General features: G+C 71.9%; 14 protein-coding genes. 11 read left to right on the top strand and 3 right to left on the bottom strand.

From position 1 onward, the window contains the following. Nucleotides 1-80 precede the first annotated feature (80 nt). The 5 genes from GFH48_RS14930 to nudC all read left to right on the top strand — a co-directional run bounded on the left by GFH48_RS14930 (nucleotide 81) and on the right by nudC (nucleotide 10,305). Nucleotides 81-446, top strand: a complete 366-nt coding sequence (locus GFH48_RS14930) for an MGMT family protein (RefSeq protein WP_228120583.1) — start codon at nucleotides 81-83, stop codon at nucleotides 444-446. Nucleotides 447-694: 248 nt separating this feature from the next. Beyond that, the gene (locus GFH48_RS14925; protein ID WP_153288742.1) at nucleotides 695-4,072 is read left to right on the top strand and encodes an ATP-dependent helicase; all 3,378 of its coding nucleotides are present in this window, start codon (nucleotides 695-697) and stop codon (nucleotides 4,070-4,072) included. 170 nt (nucleotides 4,073-4,242) lie between these two features. After that, nucleotides 4,243-7,812: an ATP-dependent DNA helicase gene (locus GFH48_RS14920; RefSeq protein ID WP_194280590.1), complete on the top strand. Its 3,570-nt coding sequence runs from the start codon at nucleotides 4,243-4,245 to the stop codon at nucleotides 7,810-7,812. Nucleotides 7,813-7,816: 4 nt separating this feature from the next. Next, the gene (locus tag GFH48_RS14915; protein ID WP_194280589.1) at nucleotides 7,817-9,235 is read left to right on the top strand and encodes a dipeptidase; all 1,419 of its coding nucleotides are present in this window, start codon (nucleotides 7,817-7,819) and stop codon (nucleotides 9,233-9,235) included. Between the two features lie 128 nt (nucleotides 9,236-9,363). Next, entirely contained in the window at nucleotides 9,364-10,305 is a 942-nt protein-coding gene (gene nudC, locus GFH48_RS14910; protein ID WP_194280588.1) for an NAD(+) diphosphatase, read from the top strand. A 335-nt stretch (nucleotides 10,306-10,640) separates the two neighbouring features. Here nudC and GFH48_RS14905 read toward each other — a convergent pair whose 3' ends face one another. Then, nucleotides 10,641-10,898 carry a glutaredoxin domain-containing protein gene (locus GFH48_RS14905; RefSeq protein WP_148010353.1) on the bottom strand — a complete coding sequence of 86 codons (258 nt, stop codon included), beginning with the start codon at nucleotides 10,896-10,898 and terminating at the stop codon, nucleotides 10,641-10,643. Nucleotides 10,899-11,094: 196 nt separating this feature from the next. Here GFH48_RS14905 and GFH48_RS14900 point away from each other — a divergent pair, with 196 nt between their 5' ends. The 5 genes from GFH48_RS14900 to GFH48_RS14880 all read left to right on the top strand — a co-directional run bounded on the left by GFH48_RS14900 (nucleotide 11,095) and on the right by GFH48_RS14880 (nucleotide 14,983). Next, nucleotides 11,095-13,290 carry an ATP-dependent DNA helicase UvrD2 gene (locus GFH48_RS14900; protein ID WP_153288739.1) on the top strand — a complete coding sequence of 732 codons (2,196 nt, stop codon included), beginning with the start codon at nucleotides 11,095-11,097 and terminating at the stop codon, nucleotides 13,288-13,290. 163 nt (nucleotides 13,291-13,453) lie between these two features. Next, a complete protein-coding gene (locus tag GFH48_RS14895; protein WP_153288738.1) occupies nucleotides 13,454-13,777 on the top strand; it encodes a hypothetical protein in 324 nt (107 codons plus the stop codon). Between the two features lie 174 nt (nucleotides 13,778-13,951). Then, nucleotides 13,952-14,320 carry a WhiB family transcriptional regulator gene (locus GFH48_RS14890; protein ID WP_153288737.1) on the top strand — a complete coding sequence of 123 codons (369 nt, stop codon included), beginning with the start codon at nucleotides 13,952-13,954 and terminating at the stop codon, nucleotides 14,318-14,320. Then, complete coding sequence (locus tag GFH48_RS14885) at nucleotides 14,317-14,640, top strand: hypothetical protein (protein WP_153288736.1); 324 nt, start codon at nucleotides 14,317-14,319, stop codon at nucleotides 14,638-14,640. The genes GFH48_RS14890 and GFH48_RS14885 overlap by 4 nt, the downstream gene beginning before the upstream one ends. 118 nt (nucleotides 14,641-14,758) lie before the next feature. Then, complete coding sequence (locus GFH48_RS14880) at nucleotides 14,759-14,983, top strand: hypothetical protein (protein WP_153288735.1); 225 nt, start codon at nucleotides 14,759-14,761, stop codon at nucleotides 14,981-14,983. 91 nt (nucleotides 14,984-15,074) lie between these two features. Here the strand turns inward: GFH48_RS14880 and GFH48_RS14875 are convergent, their stop codons facing one another. Beyond that, nucleotides 15,075-16,439, bottom strand: coding sequence for an ABC1 kinase family protein (locus GFH48_RS14875; protein WP_153288734.1), 1,365 nt, complete (start codon nucleotides 16,437-16,439; stop codon nucleotides 15,075-15,077). Beyond that, a complete protein-coding gene (locus GFH48_RS14870; protein WP_153288733.1) occupies nucleotides 16,432-17,613 on the bottom strand; it encodes a TOMM precursor leader peptide-binding protein in 1,182 nt (393 codons plus the stop codon). Before GFH48_RS14870 ends, GFH48_RS14875 begins: the two co-directional genes overlap by 8 nt. A 217-nt stretch (nucleotides 17,614-17,830) precedes the next feature. On the opposite strand from GFH48_RS14870, the gene GFH48_RS14865 reads away from it, so the two are divergent. Further along, complete coding sequence (locus GFH48_RS14865) at nucleotides 17,831-18,427, top strand: M48 metallopeptidase family protein (RefSeq protein WP_153288732.1); 597 nt, start codon at nucleotides 17,831-17,833, stop codon at nucleotides 18,425-18,427. Nucleotides 18,428-18,531: the final 104 nt, after the last annotated feature.

The following is an 18,531-nucleotide window of genomic DNA, read 5'->3' as shown; positions in this document are numbered from 1 at the left end:
CGAAGTGCGCCCTCGGGGCGAGGGACACCGACCGTCGCCGTCGCGTCACACTGTCGGTGGGGTGGGGCAGGATGGGGCGGATGAGCGAGGAGAGCCTTCCGGCGGACGAGCTGCCGGACTACGCGGAGCGGGTCCTTGAGGTCGCCGACCTCATTCCCCCCGGGCGCGTCATGACGTACGGGGATGTCGCGGAGTGGCTGGAGGAGGGCGGGCCGCGCCAGGTGGGACGCGTGATGGCCCTCTACGGAGGAGCGGTCCCGTGGTGGCGGGTCGTCCGCGCGGACGGCGTCCTCCTGCCGGGCCACGAACTCGAGGCCCTGGACCACTACCGCGAGGAGGCCACGCCGCTGAAGGAGGCGAGCAGGGCCTCCGAGGGACATGTGCCGCGCGTCGACATGAGACGAGCACGATGGGACGGCGACGAACGCGCGCAGGGTCACACCTGACAGCTTCCGCCATCGGACGGGCGGACGGGACGTCTGTGGCCCGTACGGGGGAAACGAGGCACGTCCGTGACATGCCGTACGTTCGACGAGCGAGGGAAGCACCGGGGGTGAGGGAAGGACGGGAAGCCGCCCTTCCGCGATGCCCACCGGCGTACCGTCGACGGCGCGCGTCCCCCTCACCCCGCGGCCACCTCCCTCGACCCGCGGCGCACCGCCCACCAGCACAACCCCCAGGACCGGCGAACCACGTGAGCTCCTCTTCCTCCACCAGGCGCCCGCCGCACCCCCAGGTGCGGCAGGGGACCCGCGGCGCGTACCGACTGGTGCGCACCGCGCCGGTCCGGGTGGGCCCCCCTCGTCTGGACGCAGGACAGCGCGCGGTGGTTGACCACGGCTCGGGCCCGCTCCTCGTGCTGGCGGGACCCGGCACCGGCAAGACGACCACCCTCGTCGAATCCGTGGCGGCCCGGATCGCACACGGCGGCGACCCGGAACGCATCCTGGTGCTCACCTTCAGCCGCAAGGCGGCCGTCGAACTGCGCGACCGCATGGCGCTGCGCATCGGGGCCGCCCGCGCCCCCCGGGCCACCACCTTCCACTCGTTCTGCTACGCCCTGGTCCGCGCCCACCAGGACAGCGACCTGTTCGTGGAACCACTGCGGCTGCTGTCCGGACCCGAACAGGACGTGGCGGTGCGCGAGCTGCTCGCCGGCCAGCCCGACCTGGAACGGCTCGGCCTCGCCCATGTCCGCTGGCCCGACGAACTGCGCGCCTGCCTGACCACCCGAGGCTTCGCCGACGAGGTCCGCGCCGTCCTGGCACGCAGCCGCGAACTGGGGCTGGACCCCGACGCCCTGAACGCCTTCGCCCGCCGGATCGGCCGCCCCGACTGGGGCGCCGCCGCGGCCTTCCTCGCCGAGTACCTCGACGTTCTCGACCTGCAAGGAGTGCTCGACTACGCGGAACTCGTCCACCGCGCGGTCCTGCTCACGGGGCGCCAAGGCGTCGCCGAACGTCTCGCCGCGCAGTACGACGCCGTCTACGTGGACGAGTACCAGGACACCGACCCCGCCCAGGTGCGGCTCCTGCGTGCCCTGGCCGGCGGCGGCCGCACCCTGGTCGCCTTCGGCGACCCCGACCAGTCGATCTACGCCTTCAGGGGCGCCGACGTGAACGGCATCCTGGACTTTCCCGACGCCTTCCCGCGCGCGGACGGCCACCCCGCCCCGGTCGAGGTGCTGCGCACCTCCCGCCGCTCGGACGCCACCCTGCTCGCCGCCACCCGCCGGCTCACCCAGCGCATGCCCCTGACCCGGCTGCCCGCGCAGAAGGTACGCGCCCACCGCGAGCTGACGCCGGTACGGGACGGCGGCACCGTCGAGGTCTGCACGTACCCGACGGCGGGCACGGAACTGGACAACATCGCGGACATCCTGCGCCGCGCCCACCTGGAGGACGGCGTCCCCTGGGGCGAGATGGCCGTCCTGGTGCGCGCCGGCTCCCGCACGATCCCGGTGATCCGCCGCTCGCTCACCGCGGCCGGCGTACCGCTCGACATCGACGGCGACGACCTGCCCCTGCGGCACGAACCCGCGGTGACGCCGTTGCTGACGGCACTGCGGGCGGTCGCCCGCGCCGAGTCCGGGACGGGGACGGGCCCGGCACCGAGGCCGGGCGCCGACAACGACGCCCCTGAAGCCGCGCGCACACCGTCCGAAGACGCCGCCCTCCAGGAGACGGTCTCCTGGCTCGACACCGAGACCGCGCTCACCCTCCTCGCGTCACCCCTCGCCGGCATGGACGCCGCCGACCTGCGGCGCCTGGGCCGCGCACTGCGCGAGGAGGAGCGCACCGCCGGCAACCACGTACCGCCTCCCTCCGACGAGCTCCTCACCCTCGCACTGGCCGAACCGGAGCGGCTCGTCGCCCACGACCCCGCCTACGCCCGCGGAGCCCAGCGCCTCGGCGCGCTCCTGCGCACGGCACGGGAGCGTCTGGCGGGCGGTGGGACGGCCGAGGAGGCCCTCTGGGACCTCTGGGCAGGCACACCCTGGCCACAGCGCCTGGAGCGGGCCGCCCGGCGCGGCGGCGCCGCCGGACGCAACGCCGACCGCGACCTCGACGCCGTGTGCGCGCTGTTCGCGACCGCGGCCCGCGCCGAGGAACGCACCGGCGGCCGCGGCGCCCTCAACTTCCTGGAGGAGATCGACGCCCAGGACATCGCCGCCGACACCCTCAGCCGCCGGGCCGTACGCCCCGAGGCCGTCCGCCTGATGACCGCGCACCGCTCCAAGGGCCTGCAATGGCGCCTCGTCGTCGTCGCGGGCGTCCAGGAAGGTCTCTGGCCCGACCTGCGCCGCCGCGGCTCCCTGCTGGAGGCCGACCGCATCGGACGCGACGGCCTCGCCGAACCCCTCACCCCCGGAGCACTCCTCTCCGAAGAACGCCGCCTGTTCTACGTGGCGGCCACACGCGCGCGCGAACGCCTCGTCGTCACCGCGGTGAAGGCACCCGCCGACGACGGCGACCAGCCCTCCCGCTTCCTCACCGAACTCGGCGTGGAACCCAAGGACGTCACCGGCCGGCCCCGCCGCCCGCTGTCCGTCGCCGCACTCGTCGCCGAACTGCGCGCCACCACCGTCGACCCACGCGTCTCCGAACCCCTCCGGCAGGCCGCCGCCCACCGCCTGGCCAGGCTCGCCGCCCTCGCCGACGACGACGGCCGCCCCCTGGTGCCGTCCGCCCACCCCTACCGCTGGTGGGGCATGTACGACCCCACCGAGAGCAAAGTCCCGCTCCGCGACCGCGACCACCCCGTCGTGCTCTCCGGAAGCGCCCTCGACCAACTCGCCAACACCTGTGCCCTGCAGTGGTTCCTGGGCCGCGAGGTGAAGGCAGACGCGCCCGCGACCGCGGCCCAGGGCTTCGGCAACGTGGTGCACGTCCTCGCCGACGAGGTCGCCTCCGGACGCACCCCCGCCGACCTCGACGTCCTCATGGAACGCCTGGACTCCGTGTGGAACGCGCTCGCCTTCGACGCTCCCTGGAAGTCGGCGCAGGAGAAGGAGCACGCGCGCGTGGCGCTCGAACGCTTCCTGAAGTGGCACATCGACTCCAACCAGGTCCGCCCCGGCCGTACGCCCGTGGCCAGCGAGCACGACTTCGACGTGACCCTCGAAGCGGGCTCCTACGAAGTACGCATCCGCGGCTCCATGGACCGCGTCGAGACGGACACCGAGGGCCGCGCCTACGTGGTCGACTTCAAGACCGGCAAACACGCGCCCAGTGCCGCCGAGGTCGCCCACCATCCACAGCTCGCCGTCTACCAGCTCGCCGTCCGCGAAGGCGCCGTCGACGACGCCTTCGACGGCGTGCGCCCCGCGCCGGGCGGCGCCGAACTCGTCCAGCTCCGTCAGGGCGCCGCCCAGAAGAACGGCGGCGAGACCCTCCCCAAGGTGCAGGCCCAGGAACCCCTCACGGGGGAGTGGGTCGGCGACCTGCTGGCCACCGCCGCGGGCAAGGTCCTCGACGAACGGTTCTCACCGACCACCGGCCAGCACTGCACGCACTGCGCGTTCCGGGCGTCCTGCAGCGCCCGCGCGGAGGGACGTCACGTCGTCGAGTGACGGCCGCCGGCCGTCCGCCGCCACCCACCCCGGTGGTGGCCCCCGGGTGCGCGATGTCATTCGGACGCGACCTGAGTGACGTACGACACCACACGTGCTGACCAGCGGTTCCCACACCCCGACAGCCGATCTGGCACCCGCTGTCAGTGGGCGCGGCTAGCCTCTCTGACGTGCCCGCCCGTATCACCGATCCCGAGCAGCTCAAGGAGCTCCTCGGCATCCCCTTCACCCCGGAGCAGACGGCCTGCATCACCGCACCGCCCGCCCCGCAGGTGATCGTGGCCGGAGCCGGATCCGGGAAGACCACGGTGATGGCGGCACGCGTGGTCTGGCTCGTCGGCACGGGACAGGTCGCCCCCGAACAGGTCCTCGGCCTGACGTTCACCAACAAGGCCGCGGGCGAACTCGCCGAACGCGTCCGCAAGGCACTCATCAGGGCCGGCGTCACCGACCCGGACGTGATCGACCCCGACAATCCGCCCGGCGAACCCGTCATCTCCACCTACCACGCCTTCGCCGGCCGCCTGCTGACCGACCACGGACTGCGCATCGGCCTCGAACCGACGTCCCGCCTGCTCGCCGACGCCACCCGCTACCAGCTCGCCGCCCGCGTCCTGCGCGAGTCACCCGGACCGTACCCGGCACTCACCCGCTCCTTCCCCGACCTCGTCGGCGACCTCCTCACCCTCGACTCCGAACTCGCCGAACACCTCGTACGCCCCGAGGACCTGCGCGCCCACGACGCCGCACTGCTGCGCGCCCTGGAGAGCGCCAAACTCACCAACGCCGACCTCCGCAAGGTCCCCGAGGCAGCCGCCGCCCGGCGCGAACTCGCCGAACTGGTCGTCCGCTACCGCGCGGCCAAACGCGAACGCGACCTCCTCGACTTCGGTGACCAGATCGCCCTCTCGGCCACCCTGGCCCGCACCCGCCCCGAGGTCGGGGGCATCCTCCGCGACGAGTTCCGCGTGGTCCTGCTCGACGAGTACCAGGACACCTCGGTGGCGCAGCGCGTACTGCTCGCCGGACTCTTCGGAGCCGGCACGGGACACCCCGTGACCGCGGTCGGCGACCCGTGCCAGGCCATCTACGGCTGGCGCGGCGCCTCCGTCGCCAACCTCGACGACTTCCCCGAACACTTCGCGCACGCCGACGGCCGCCCCGCCACCCGCCAGTCACTCAGCGAGAACCGCCGCAGCGGCGGCCGCCTCCTCGACCTCGCCAACGGCCTCGCCGAACCCCTGCGCGCGATGCACGCGGGCGTGGAGGCCCTGCGGCCCGCCCCCGGAGCCGAGCACGACGGCGTCGTCCACTGCGCCCTGCTGCCCACCCACGCCGAGGAGATCGACTGGCTCGCCGACTCCCTCGCCCACCTCGTACGCACCGGGAAAGCCCCCGGCGAGATCGCCGTGCTGTGCCGCACGGCGGGCGACTTCGCCGAGATCCAGGGCGCGCTCGTCGCCCGCGACATCCCCGTCGAGGTCGTCGGCCTCTCCGGGCTGCTGCACCTCCCCGAGGTCGCCGACCTCGTCGCCGTCTGCGAAGTCCTCCAGGACCCCGGCGCCAACGCCTCCCTGGTACGCCTGCTCACCGGACCACGCTGGCGGATCGGCCCGCGCGACCTCGCCCTCCTGGGACGGCGCGCCCGCCTCCTCGTGTCCCACACGCGCGTGGGCGCCGACGACGACGCCGACCGCCGGCTCGCCGCCGCCGTCGAGGGGGTCGATCCCGCCGAGGTGATATCGCTCGCCGACGCCCTCGACACGTTCCTGGAGATGCCCGTCGAGGCCGGGAGGGACGACGGACTGCCCTTCTCACCGGACGCCCGGGTGCGCTTCGCACGGCTCGCCACCGAACTGCGCGACCTGCGCCGCTCACTCGCCGACCCCCTGATGGACGTCCTGCACCGGGTGCTCGCCGTCACCGGCCTGGAGGTCGAACTCTCCGCGTCCCCGCACGCCCTCGCCGCGCGCCGCCGCGAGACCCTCTCGAACTTCCTCGACGCCGCGGCGTCCTTCGCCGCGGGCGACGGCGAGGCGACCCTGCTCGCCTTCCTCGGCTTCCTGCGCACCGCCGCGCAGTACGAGAAGGGCCTCGACAACGCGCTGCCCGGCGGTGAGAACACCGTCAAAGTGCTCACCGCCCACAAGTCCAAGGGCCTGGAATGGGACGTCGTCGCCGTCCCCGGCCTCGTCACCGGAACCTTCCCCAGCACCCAGGGGCGCGAGAAATGGACAGCCCAGGGCAAGGTCCTCCCGCACGAACTGCGCGGAGACGCCGACACCCTGCCCGACATCGACACCTGGGACGCCAAGGGCATCAAGGCCTTCCACGAGGCCATGAAGGACCACCAGCGCACCGAGGAGCTCCGCCTCGGCTACGTGACCTTCACCCGCCCCCGCTCGCTCCTGCTCGGCTCCGGCCACTGGTGGGGCCCCTCCCAGAAGCGCCCGCGCGGCCCCTCCGACTTCCTGCACGCCCTGTACGACCACTGCGCGGCCGGACACGGGGAGATCGAGGCCTGGGCCGACGAACCGGCGGAGGACGAGGACAACCCGGCCCTGCACGAAGCGGCGGCGGACCACGCGTGGCCGCTCCCGCTCGACGACACGGCACTCGCCCGCCGCCGCGCGGCCGCCGAGACCGTACTCGCCCACCTGGAGCGGGTGGCCTCCCACGAAGACCCCCACCCCGCCGCCCACGACCCGTCCTCCCACGACGACCCGGAGTGGCCGCCCCCGCCGGACGACGACGAGACCCCCTTCGCGGACGAGTTCCCCCCCGAAGAAAACGACGCCCTCCCCGAAGACGACGGCACCGTCCTCGTGGCGGACGACGATCTCCCCGTGGGTGACGACTCCGACTGGGACTCCTGGACGACCCACCGCCCGACGCTCCCGCACCAGGCGCCCGCACCGGAGACCCGACCGGCCCCCGGGCCCCCAGGGACCCAGGACGGCCGCCCCCACCCGCAAGACGCCCCCGTCCGCCTCACCCCCGAGGAAACCCGCACCCTCGCCTCCTGGGACCGCGACCTCGACGCACTCACCGGAGAGCTCCAGCGCGCCCGCGCGAGCGTCACCGACGTCCCCCTGCCCGCCTCGCTCACCGCCTCACAGGTACTGCACCTGGCCGCCGACCCCGACGGCTTCGCACAGGAACTCGCGCGCCCCATGCCGCGCCCCCCACAACCCGCCGCCCGCCGCGGAACCCGCTTCCACGCCTGGGTGGAGTCCCGCTTCGAGGAACTGCGGCTGCCCATGCTCGAACCGGAGGACCTGCCCGGCAGCGACGCCGAGATCGCCGACGAACGCGACCTGGAGGACCTCAAGGACGCCTTCGAACGCACGCCCTACGCACACCGCACGCCCCACCGTGTCGAGACCCCCTTCCAGCTCACCATCGCCGGACGCGTCGTCCGGGGCCGCATCGACGCCGTCTACAAGGAGGACGACGGCGACGGCACCACGTACGAGATCGTCGACTGGAAGACCAGCCGCACCCGCACCGCCGACCCCCTCCAGCTCGCCGTCTACCGCCTCGCCTGGGCCGAGCAGCAGGGCGTCCCCCCGGAGGCCGTCAAGGCCACGTTCGTATACATCCGCAGCGGCGAGATCGTCCGCCCCCGCAACCTCCCCGACCGAGCCGCCCTGGAACGGCTGCTCACCCAGGACACACGGGACCCGCGACAGGAGCCGGCCGAAGAACCGCCGGACCGACACACCTCCGCGGGCGGCTAGGCTCATGAGCATGAGCAAGCCCGTTGACAACGCCGTCAGCACCGTCCGCGCCTACATCGAGGACCACCGCACGGCCTTCCTCGACGACCTCGCCGAATGGCTGCGCATCCCCTCCGTGTCGGCCCAGCCCGACCACGCCGCGGACGTGAGGCGCAGCGCCGACTGGCTCGCCGCCAAACTCCAGGAGACCGGCTTCCCCACCACGGAGGTCTGGGAGACCCGGGGCGCCCCCGCCGTCTTCGCCGAATGGCCGTCCGAAGACCCCCAGGCCCCCACGGTCCTCGTCTACGGGCACCACGACGTACAGCCCGCCGCCCGCGAGGACGGCTGGGACACCGACCCCTTCGAACCGGTGATCCGCGGAAACCGCCTCCACGCGCGCGGAGCCGCCGACGACAAAGGCCAGGTGTTCTTCCACACACTCGGCGTCCGCGCCCACCTCGCCGCCACCGGACGCGCCACCCCGGCCGTCCACCTCAAACTCCTGATCGAGGGAGAGGAAGAATCCGGGTCCCCGCACTTCCGTCACCTCGTCGAAACCCACGCCGACCGGCTGGCCGCCGACGCGGTGATCGTCTCCGACACCGGCATGTGGTCCGAGGACACCCCCACCGTGTGCACCGGCATGCGCGGGCTCGCCGAATGCGAGATCGTCCTGCGCGGACCCGCCCAGGACATCCACTCCGGCTCCTTCGGCGGCGCCGTGCCCAACCCCGCCGCCGCCGCCGCACGCCTCGTCGCCGCCCTCCACGACGACCACGCGCGCGTGGCCGTCCCCGGCTTCTACGAAGGCGTCACCGAACTCACCGACCGCGAGCGCGAACTCTTCGCCGAACTGCCCTTCGACGAAACACGCTGGCTGACCACCGCCAAGTCGTCAGCCACCCACGGAGAGGCCGGACACACCACCCTGGAGCGCATCTGGGCCCGCCCCACCGCCGAGGTCAACGGCATCGGCGGCGGCTACCAGGGCCCCGGCAGCAAGACGATCATCCCGTCCTCCGCCATGGTGAAGCTCTCCTTCCGGCTGGTCGCGGGCCAGGACCCCGACCACATCGAGAAGGCCGTACGCGCCTGGGCCGCCGAACAGCTCCCGGAAGGCATCCGGCACGAGATCACCTTCGGCTCCGCCACCCGCCCCTGCCTCACCCCCCTCGACCACCCCGCCCTGCAGTCCGTCGTACGGGCCATGGGCCGCGCCTTCGAGCAGCCCGTCCGCTTCACCCGCGAAGGCGGCTCGGGCCCCGCTGCCGACCTCCAGGAAGTCCTCGACGCCCCCGTGCTCTTCCTGGGCATCTCCGTCCCCTCCGACGGCTGGCACGCCCCCAACGAGAAGGTCGAACTCGACCTCCTCATGAAAGGCGTCGAGACCAGCGCCCACCTGTGGGACGACCTGGCCGAGAACTGGCGCGAGGCACACTGAGGAAACCCGCTCATATCCGGAAGAAACCCATTCACACCCACAAGAGCGCCCCGCACACCCGCCCCGCCGTACGTCCTGCTGAACCGCCCGCCGAAATAACCGTTCCACCGGGGGAGTTGGAAGCACCCGTGACCACCTGGACCGACCGCACCGCCGACCGTCCCATCTCGCTCACCGCCCCGAGCGGCATCGACCGGGCCGCCCACCACCGGCTCGACGAGGCCTGGCTCGCGGCGGCCTGGAGTCACCCCACGACCCGCGCCTTCGTGGTCTCCGGTGGTCAGGTCCTCATCGACGAGACCGCGGACGGCACCACCGAACTCGTCATGACCCCGTCCTTCGAGGCGCCCCTCACCGAAGCGCACCGCTACTTCCTCGGCACGGACGACGACGGTGTGAGCTATTTCGCACTCCAGAAGGACGCACTGCCCGGCCGCATCGACCAGTCCGCACGCCCCGCGGGCCTGCGCGAGGCGGGACTCCTGCTCTCGCCCCGTGAAGCCGGCCTCATGGTGCACGCCGTCGCCCTGGAGAACTGGCAGCGGCTGCACCGCTTCTGCTCACGCTGCGGCGAGCGCACCGTGATCGCGGCGGCCGGCCACATCCGCCGCTGCCCCGCGTGCGGTGCCGAGCACTACCCGCGCACCGACCCCGCCGTGATCATGGCGGTCACCGACGACGAGGACCGCATCCTGCTCGGCCGCCAGGTGCACTGGCCCGAGGGCCGCTTCTCGACACTCGCGGGCTTCGTCGAACCCGGCGAATCCATCGAGCAGTCCGTGCGCCGCGAGGTCTTCGAGGAGGCGGGCGTCACCGTCGGCGAGGTCGAGTACGTGGCCAGCCAGCCCTGGCCGTTCCCCTCCAGCCTCATGCTCGGCTTCATGGCCCGCGCCACCTCCCGCGAGATCAACGTCGACGGCGAGGAGATCCAGGAAGCCCGCTGGTTCTCCCGCGAGGACCTGCGCATCGCCTTCGAGTCCGGCAAGGTACTGCCGCCGTACGGCATCTCCATCGCGGCCCGCCTGATCGAACTCTGGTACGGGAAGCCCCTGCCCCGCAGAGAGCCGTAACCCCCGGACACACAGCGGCCCCGGCCGTCCGCCCCGGCCGTCCGGAGCGGAGGGCCGCGGTCACCGGACCCGGACCGGCGTCGCCGCCGGACGCGGAGAGGCACGCCTCTACCGGGCCCGGAGGGGCCCCGGCACGCGGTGACGTGATCATCAGGTCGAGGTGACCGGACCGATCCCCCAGCTCTACCGCCTCTTCGGTGTCCTTCTGCGAGTGGCATCGGCACTCACCGACCAGCAGCCGTACTGCTGAGACCAGCACCCCCGCCGCCGGCCCCCACAACGACGACGAGACCCGCGCCCGTGATCATCGGGCCGGGTCTCGTGCGACGTCCGGATCAGACGCCGAGCGCGCGCTTCACCTGGGCGAGACTCGGGTTGGTCATCACGACCTCGACCCCACCGTTGGAGGGAACCACCTGAACCGTCGGCACGGTCTGGTTCCCGCCGTTCGCCTTCTCCACGAACGCAGCGGACGCCGGGTCGTGCTCGATGTTGATCTCCTTGTACGTGATGCCCTCGCGGTCCAGCTGGCCCTTCAACCGCGTGCAGTATCCGCACCACGTGGTGCTGTACATCGTCACAGTGCCCGGCATGTCTCTCGCGCTCCTCTACTGGTGGGGTGCTTCATCGCAGAAGGGGAACGTACGTCGGACACCTGCCATTCCCGCACCCGGGTACCCCTGCCCCGTACACGAGCACCCCCCGACGCCTGCCGCATTAGTACGACCACAAGACCCTCCCTGTGGACAACCGACTCACCCGCCCCCGGCGACCTGGCAGCATGGCGGGGTGACAGCAGCAACGCACTCCACCCTCTTCCCGCAGGTTCCGGACACGGCCGACGCGGTGCTCGACGGGCTCGACCCCGAGCAGCGCGCAGTCGCCACCGCCCTGCACGGTCCGGTGTGCGTGCTGGCAGGAGCCGGCACAGGCAAGACACGAGCGATCACCCACCGCATCGCCTACGGCGTACGCGCCGGAATCCTCCAGCCCTCCAGCGTCCTCGCCGTCACCTTCACCAACCGCGCCGCGGGAGAGATGCGCGGCCGCCTCCGCCAGCTCGGCGCCGGCGGCGTCCAGGCCCGCACCTTCCACTCCGCGGCCCTGCGCCAACTCCAGTACTTCTGGCCGAAGGCGGTCGGCGGCAGCCTCCCCCGACTCATCGACCGCAAGATCCAGCTCGTCGCCGACGCGGCCGCCGCCTGCCGCATCCGCCTCGACCGCGGCGAGCTCCGCGACGTCACCGCCGAGATCGAATGGTCCAAGGTCACTCAGACCGTCCCCTCCGACTACGCGGCCGCCGCCGCCAAGACCGGCCGCGAGTCCCCCCGCGCCCCCGCGGAGATCGCCCAGCTGTACGCCACCTACGAATACGTCAAACGCGACCGGTCGCTCATCGACTTCGAGGACGTCCTGCTGCTCACCGTCGGCATCCTCCAGGACCGCCACGACATCGCCGACCAGGTCCGCTCCCAGTACCAGCACTTCGTCGTCGACGAGTACCAGGACGTCAGCCCCCTCCAGCAACGCCTGCTCGACCTGTGGCTCGGCGAACGCGACAGCCTCTGCGTCGTCGGCGACGCCAGCCAGACGATCTATTCGTTCACCGGTGCAACTCCCGACCACCTGCTCGACTTCCGCACCCGCCACCCCGGAGCCACCGTCGTCAAACTCGTCCGCGACTACCGCTCCTCACCCCAGGTCGTCCACCTCGCCAACGGCCTGCTCTCACAGGCCCGCGGCCGCGCCGCCGACCACCGTCTGGAACTGATCTCGCAGCGCGCGCCCGGCCCCGAACCCGTCTACACCGAATACACCGACGAACCCGCCGAGGCCGAAGGCGCCGCCCGCCGCATCCGCGACCTCATCGCCTCCGGCGTCCCCGCAGCCGAGATCGCCGTCCTCTTCCGTACGAACTCCCAGTCCGAGATCCACGAGCAGGCCCTCGCCGACGCCGGAGTGCCCTACCAGTTGCGCGGCGCCGAGCGGTTCTTCGACCGCCCCGAAGTGCGCAAAGCCGGATCGGCCCTCCGCGCGGCCGCCCGATTCGGAGCCAACGACTCCCTTCTCGACGACGTCGTCGACCTGCCCTCCCAGGTCCGCGCCGTACTCTCCGGCGAAGGCTGGACCGGCCAACCCCCCGCCGGCTCCGGCGCGGTCAGAGAGCGCTGGGAATCCCTGGCCGCGCTCGTCCACCTCGCCCAGGACTTCGCCGCCGCCAAACAGGACGCCACCCTCGGCGACCTGGTCGCCGAACTCGACGAGCGCGCCGGCGCGCAGCACGCCCCGACCGTCCAGGGCGTCACCCTCGCCTCCCTGCACTCCGCCAAAGGGCTGGAGTGGGACGTCGTCTTCCTCGTCGGCGTCGCCGAGGGAATGATGCCGATCACCTACGCAAAGACCGACGAGCAGATCGAAGAGGAACGCCGCCTCCTCTACGTCGGCGTCACCCGCGCCAGGGAACACCTCTCCGTCTCCTGGGCCCTGTCCCGCTCACCCGGCGGCAGAGCCAACCGGCGGCCCAGCCGCTTCCTCGACGGACTGCGACCCGGCTCCGTCACCACCGCCGGCCGCACGAACGGAGGCGGTCCGGGAGGCGTCGAGCGAGGCATCGGAAGCAGCGGAGGCACCGTCGTACGGCGGACGAGCCGAACCCCGGCCCGCTGCCGCGTCTGCGGCCGCACACTGACCGACGCCGGCGAGATGAAACTGATGCGCTGTGAGGACTGCCCCTCCGACATGGACGAGGGTCTCTACGAACGGCTGCGGGACTGGCGGGCGGTACAGGCGCAGCGCAGCGGACAGCCCGCGTTCTGCGTCTTCACCGACAAGACACTCATGGCCATCGCCGAGACCGTGCCCGACGACGAGGGAGAGCTCGCACGGATCCCCGGAGTCGGCGTACGCAAGCTCAACCGCTTCGGAGCCGACGTGCTGGCCATCTGCGCAGGCCAAGAGCCCGACGAGGCCCGGCACGACGACTGATTCAAACTCGTCGAAAAAATAGTTTGCGCATGCCCCGGCAAGCCCCATAGGTTCTTAACACGGAAGCGGCGGGCTTCTCCGAAGCCCCGGTTCCGTGCTGTACTTAATAGCCGTCGGACTGGCTCACCCCAGTCCCCCAAGACGCCGAGAGGAGGCGATTCCAGTGATCAGCATCAAGACCAGCTCCAACACGACCGTCAAAATGACCGATCCCTCCGTCGTCTCCACGTGCCTGCTCGGCGTCTCGAACCTGGGCACCGGTCTGTCCGGCATCGCTGCCGTCCGGCCGACGTCCTCCCTGTCCCTCGCGGGTCTTCCCATCCGTGAGCGCAATGAGCGACCGATCCAGGCACTGGAAGCGGCAGTAGTGGCAGAGGCGCATGTCTATGCCTTTGCGGCAGCCGGTGCCGGATCCCTGAAGCAGACCAAGCAGCACCACACGATGTGGGCCTTCCGTGGGCCTGAACCCTGGAGTGATCCAGCCTGATCCTCGATCAGGCCGGCGCCTTCAGGGCCGCGGAACCCCACCCGGGATCCGCGGCCCTTCTGTTTGTCCCCGACCGGGGACGGCAGAGCGAAGGGGCCTCGGGACAAGAAAAGAACCCGGTACCAGCCGCCAACCGGCCAACCGGCCGGCACGACCAGACGAGGAAGACCAACCGTGCAACTCGAAGCGCACGCCCCGTCCGTACCGCCTTCCGAAACGATCTCCCCGCCCGGCCTCACGGAGGACTCCACCTTGATCCCGCTCACCGCGCTCACCGCGCTCGACGACGCCATCGAGAACCTCGGCGTACCCGTCCCCTGCCGTTCTTACGACCCGGAAGTCTTCTTCGCCGAGTCGCCGGCCGACGTCGAGTACGCCAAGTCCCTCTGCCGTACCTGCCCGCTGATCGAGGCCTGCCTCGCCGGCGCCAAGGAGCGGCGTGAGCCCTGGGGGGTCTGGGGCGGCGAGCTGTTCGTCCAGGGTGTCGTAGTGGCCCGCAAGCGGCCCCGTGGCCGCCCGCGCAAGAACCCGGTCACAGCATGAACACCGCAGGAACGATCGATCGCCCCCTCACGCACGACCCCAAGAAACAGGCCCCGATGAAGCCGTCCACGAGTGAGCCCACCGGCTCCGCCATTCCAGACTTCACCACCACCGGCGCGAACGACTCGCGTGAGAACAGGACCCGAGAGATGCAACTCATTCCAGAAGCCCTGGCTCGTGCGCATATGCGCGAGCGACTGCAAGAGGCTGAGCAGGAGCGTCAGGCCGCGCGCCTGGCCACCGCCCGCCGGATGCAGCGCCGGGCCGAGCGCGCCTCCATGCGCGCCCGCCGTGCGCTGGCCATGGCGGTCATGCAGTAAGCAGCCGGAGGCAGTCGCTTGGAGACACCCACTCCACCGCGGGGGTCGGTCCGTCCGGACCGACCCCCGCGGTGCGTTGCACCGGGCGAACACCGGGCCACGGCGCTATCGTCGGCGGGTGACGAGTCTTCCCGGGGACAGTGACAGCAGCGGCACCACCGAACGGCCCGACACGGCCCAGGCCCAGCGCATCGCGTGCGCCCGCTGCGGCACCCCGGCGGACGGCCCCCAACCGACCTGGACCTGCTCCGTGGAGAACGGCAGCCGCCACTACCTCTGCGACGACTGCGCCCGGGAACATCTGCGGGCGATCGAGGGACGGCTGGATTCGGCCTGGTGGTAGGTGGTGCTTGTGCCGGGGCTTCTTCTGGGGGGGCTCCCCTCCCCCCTCCCCTCCCACCCCACCCCCACAGCCGTCCGAAGACAGCCCTAATTCACGCCCCGGCCGCCGAGTCCTCCTCGTCCGGCAGTTCTTCGGTGGGAACGAACCCCGGCAGCCACTCCTCCAGTTCGTCGCGGAGCCTGACCGTCGCGCCCAGCTGGCACAGGACGCCGATGGTGCTCAACGTCACACGGTGGATCAGCAGGTACGACGGTGGCAGGTTGAGGAGCCTGCCCAACTGGTGGGCGGGGGAGCGGGGGTCGGCCACCCGGGCGGCCTGGCTGCGCATCCAGCCCCGGGTGAAGGTGAACTCGTCCAGCTGGGCCGGTTCGATGATCGGCAGGAGGTAGTCGAGGACCGCGTCGGGTTCGAGTTCTATCGACTCCTTGACGAAGCCTTCCTCGCGCAGCAGGTCGTAGACCGCCTCGGCGTCGCCGTCGAGGGTCATGCGGAGGGAGTCGCCGATCGGTGAGGGCAGACCGCCGGGGAGGCGGTCGACCGTGCCGAAGTCCAGGACGCCGAGGCGCCAGCCGCTCTTCTCGTCCGGGAGGAGGCGGAAGTTTCCCGGGTGCGGGTCGGCGTGCAGCAGTCCGGTGCGGGCGGGGCCGGAGAAGAGGAAGCGGGCCAGCAGTTGCCCCGCGCGGTCCCGCTGCTCCTGGGTGCCGTCGGAGATCACCTCCGACAGAGGTGTTCCGTCGATCCATTCGGTGACGAGGATCTGGTCGCACTGGTGGACCACCGCCGGTACCAGGACGTCGGGGTCGCCGGAGAACTCCGTGGCGTGGGCTTCCTGGGCCTGTGCCTCCAGTGCGTAGTCGAGCTCCTCGGAGACCCGGTCGCGGAGTTCCGCGATGAGGGGCTTGATGTCCATGCCGGGGATGAGCGGGCCCAGCAGCCGGGCGAATCGGCTGAGCTGGGTGAGGTCGGAGAGCAGGGCCTCGCCGGCTCCCGGGTACTGCACCTTGACGGCGACCTCGCGGCCGTCGTGCCACACGGCCCGGTGCACCTGGCCGATCGAGGCGGCCGCGGCCGGCTTGTCGTCGAATTCGAGGAACAACTCGGGCCAGTCCGCGCCGAGCCGCTCGCGGAGAACGGCGTGCACCGTGCGGGTCGGCATCGGCGGCGCCGCTTCCTGGAGTTTCGTGAGCGCCGCCCGGTACGGTCCCGCGATCTCCTCGGGCAGCGCCGATTCGAAGACGGACAGTGCCTGTCCGAACTTCATCGCGCCGCCTTTCAGCTCGCCGAGGACCTTGAAGAGCTGCTCGGCCGTGCGCTGCTGAAGCTCGCGGCCCACGATCTCCGCCGACTTCCCGCCTATCCGCTTGCCCAGGCCCCAGGTCGCTCGCCCGGCGTAGCCGAGCGGTAGCGCGGCGAGTTTGGCGGTTCGGGTGACCGCCTTCCGGGGAAGATCAGACATGCGCCCTCCAAGTCCCAGACAGCCGTGCCGCATGCGGCTGTTGCCCCGCCATTGTCTCGTGCGGCTTCTCGGCTTCGGCGGCGCGTTCCCCCTTCTTACTTTTCTCCATGGCGCCGCACGGACAATCCGGATGCGGCCACACCGGTTTCGCGTGCCAGTGGAGCTCCGGAGCGGAGGCCTCCCAACGGGCTCCGGTGCTGGAGGGCGGCCGGCCGTCGAGAAAGGCGAGCGCGTGCGCGGCGGCGAGGCCGGCGACGCCTGTCGCCACGGTGAGGTCGCACGCCGGTACGTGACGTGAGGTGCCGGAGCGCCACTGGGCGAGGAGCCGTGGCCAGGTCGGGTCCCGGTCGGCGCGGCTGCGGTCGAGGCATCCGGCGCAGCCGGTGTCGCCGGGCAGGACGAGTGGGCCGACGACTCCTGTCGCCTCCACGACTCCCGCGTACAGATGGGGTGTGCCGGAGGCGATCAGGGGTTCGGCGGCGGTGAGATCGGGGGCGTGGACGGACAGGCCGTCGCGAGGCGCGATGATCACCAGGGAGAGTCCGAGTTCCTCGTCGTCGGCGGTGGGCCGGGGCGGGCGGTCCGGCGCGGCTCTGCGCACCGCCCGCCTGGCGGCTTCCTCGCGGCGCTCCCCGATGGAGTCCGGCGGCAGTCCGCCGGGTGCCACGTCCCACGGTTCCACCCGGCCCAGGTCGCGCACCTCGATCCGGCCCACGCCCGAGCCGGCCAGCAGTGCCGCCAGGGTGACCCCGACCCGGCCCGCGCCGCGCACCTGCACGCGCAGGGAGCGGCGGGCGGCCAGGTGCCCGAGGGCGTCGCCCGGTGCGGGGGCGACGAGGGAGAGAGCCCCGAGGTCGGAGCGCAGCCGGTCGAGGACCGCCTTCTTCGCGCGCAGGGTGTCTGCGGCCGGGCCGCCGCCCGTCGCGTCGTCGAGCAGTCCGGAGCGGGCGAGCCGTTCCACGAGCGCGTCGACGTGGCCGTCGGGCAGGCCCATGCCGCGTCCTTCCTCGCGCAGGAGGGGGAGTCCGCGGGTTCCGTCGAGCAGGTCGAGGAAGCTGCCTGTCGCCGTGTCCACGGGGCCCAGCACCATCGCGTGTGCGGGTGCCATGCCGAACTGCACGGTGTTGAGGTCCCGCCAGCCGCGCCGCAGCGCGGGTTTCACCATCGGATGCATGACCGACCCCCGTATCCATGGAGCATCCCCGTGTGTCGGCGGGGTCGTGCCGGGTCCGCCGATCGGATGCCAGGATGCACGGTGGCGGCTGGGGGGTGCGGAAAGTTGTCCACAGGCTGTGGTGTTCGTCGGATAAATCGAGCGTGCCGGGTGCGGATCGACACCGAACCGTCCTGGGGACGGGACTTCCCCCATGTGCAGCGGGTAACGTCGGGGCGTGCCCGCCGACCCACTGCACCGCGCCGGAAAACCACAGCGCAGCACGACGAGCCTGCCGCCAAGCGGCTCCGGGGCGAGTGCGATCGAGGTTCGCAGGAGTGCGCGACGGCGCAGGACGGTCTCCGCGTACCGCGAGGGTGATCGCACTGTCGTGCTCATCCCCGCCCGGATGTCCGAGGCGGAGGAACAGCGCTGGGTGACCGTCATGCTCGACAAACTGGCCGCCCAGGAGAGCAAGCGGGTGCTCGGTGACGCCGAGCTGACCGAGCGTGCCGCGCGGCTGTCGGACCAGTACTTCGACGGGCGGGCCCGGCCCACCTCGGTCCGCTGGGTGACCAATCAGAACACGCGATGGGGTTCGTGCACCCCGGCCGAGGGCAGTATCCGTCTTTCGCACCGTTTGCAGGGCATGCCCGAGTACGTCGTCGACTACGTTCTCGTCCACGAACTCGCGCATCTGCTGGTGCCCGGACACGGTCCGCGCTTCTGGCGGCTGTTGGAGGCGTATCCGCGGACGGAGCGGGCGCGTGGCTACCTGGAGGGGGTGGTCGCGGCCGCCCGGCTGCCCCACCTGCCCGTCGGCCGCGACGAATAGCGGGCCGGCGGCCGCGGTCCGTCCCGGACGGGGGGTGATTGTGTACCGGGTCTGTACCGGCCGCGTTCACTTCCGGGGTTTCCCGTTAGCCTGACGCGACGCAA

Source organism: Streptomyces fagopyri (genome assembly GCF_009498275.1).
Classification (GTDB): domain Bacteria; phylum Actinomycetota; class Actinomycetes; order Streptomycetales; family Streptomycetaceae; genus Streptomyces; species Streptomyces fagopyri.
Note: the sequence above shows the minus strand (reverse complement) of the source record. Positions and strands in the feature narration are given on the sequence as shown.

Excerpts from the sequence above, each read along its gene's own strand:
- GFH48_RS14930 (WP_228120583.1), top strand. The coding sequence starts at position 81 with ATGAGCGAGGAGAGCCTTCCGGCGGACGAGCTGCCGGACTACGCGGAG.
- GFH48_RS14915 (WP_194280589.1), top strand. The coding sequence starts at position 7,817 with ATGAGCATGAGCAAGCCCGTTGACAACGCCGTCAGCACCGTCCGCGCC.
- GFH48_RS14905 (WP_148010353.1), bottom strand. The coding sequence starts at position 10,898 with ATGCCGGGCACTGTGACGATGTACAGCACCACGTGGTGCGGATACTGC.
- GFH48_RS14885 (WP_153288736.1), top strand. The coding sequence starts at position 14,317 with ATGAACACCGCAGGAACGATCGATCGCCCCCTCACGCACGACCCCAAG.
- GFH48_RS14875 (WP_153288734.1), bottom strand. The coding sequence starts at position 16,439 with ATGTCTGATCTTCCCCGGAAGGCGGTCACCCGAACCGCCAAACTCGCC.
- GFH48_RS14870 (WP_153288733.1), bottom strand. The coding sequence starts at position 17,613 with ATGCATCCGATGGTGAAACCCGCGCTGCGGCGCGGCTGGCGGGACCTC.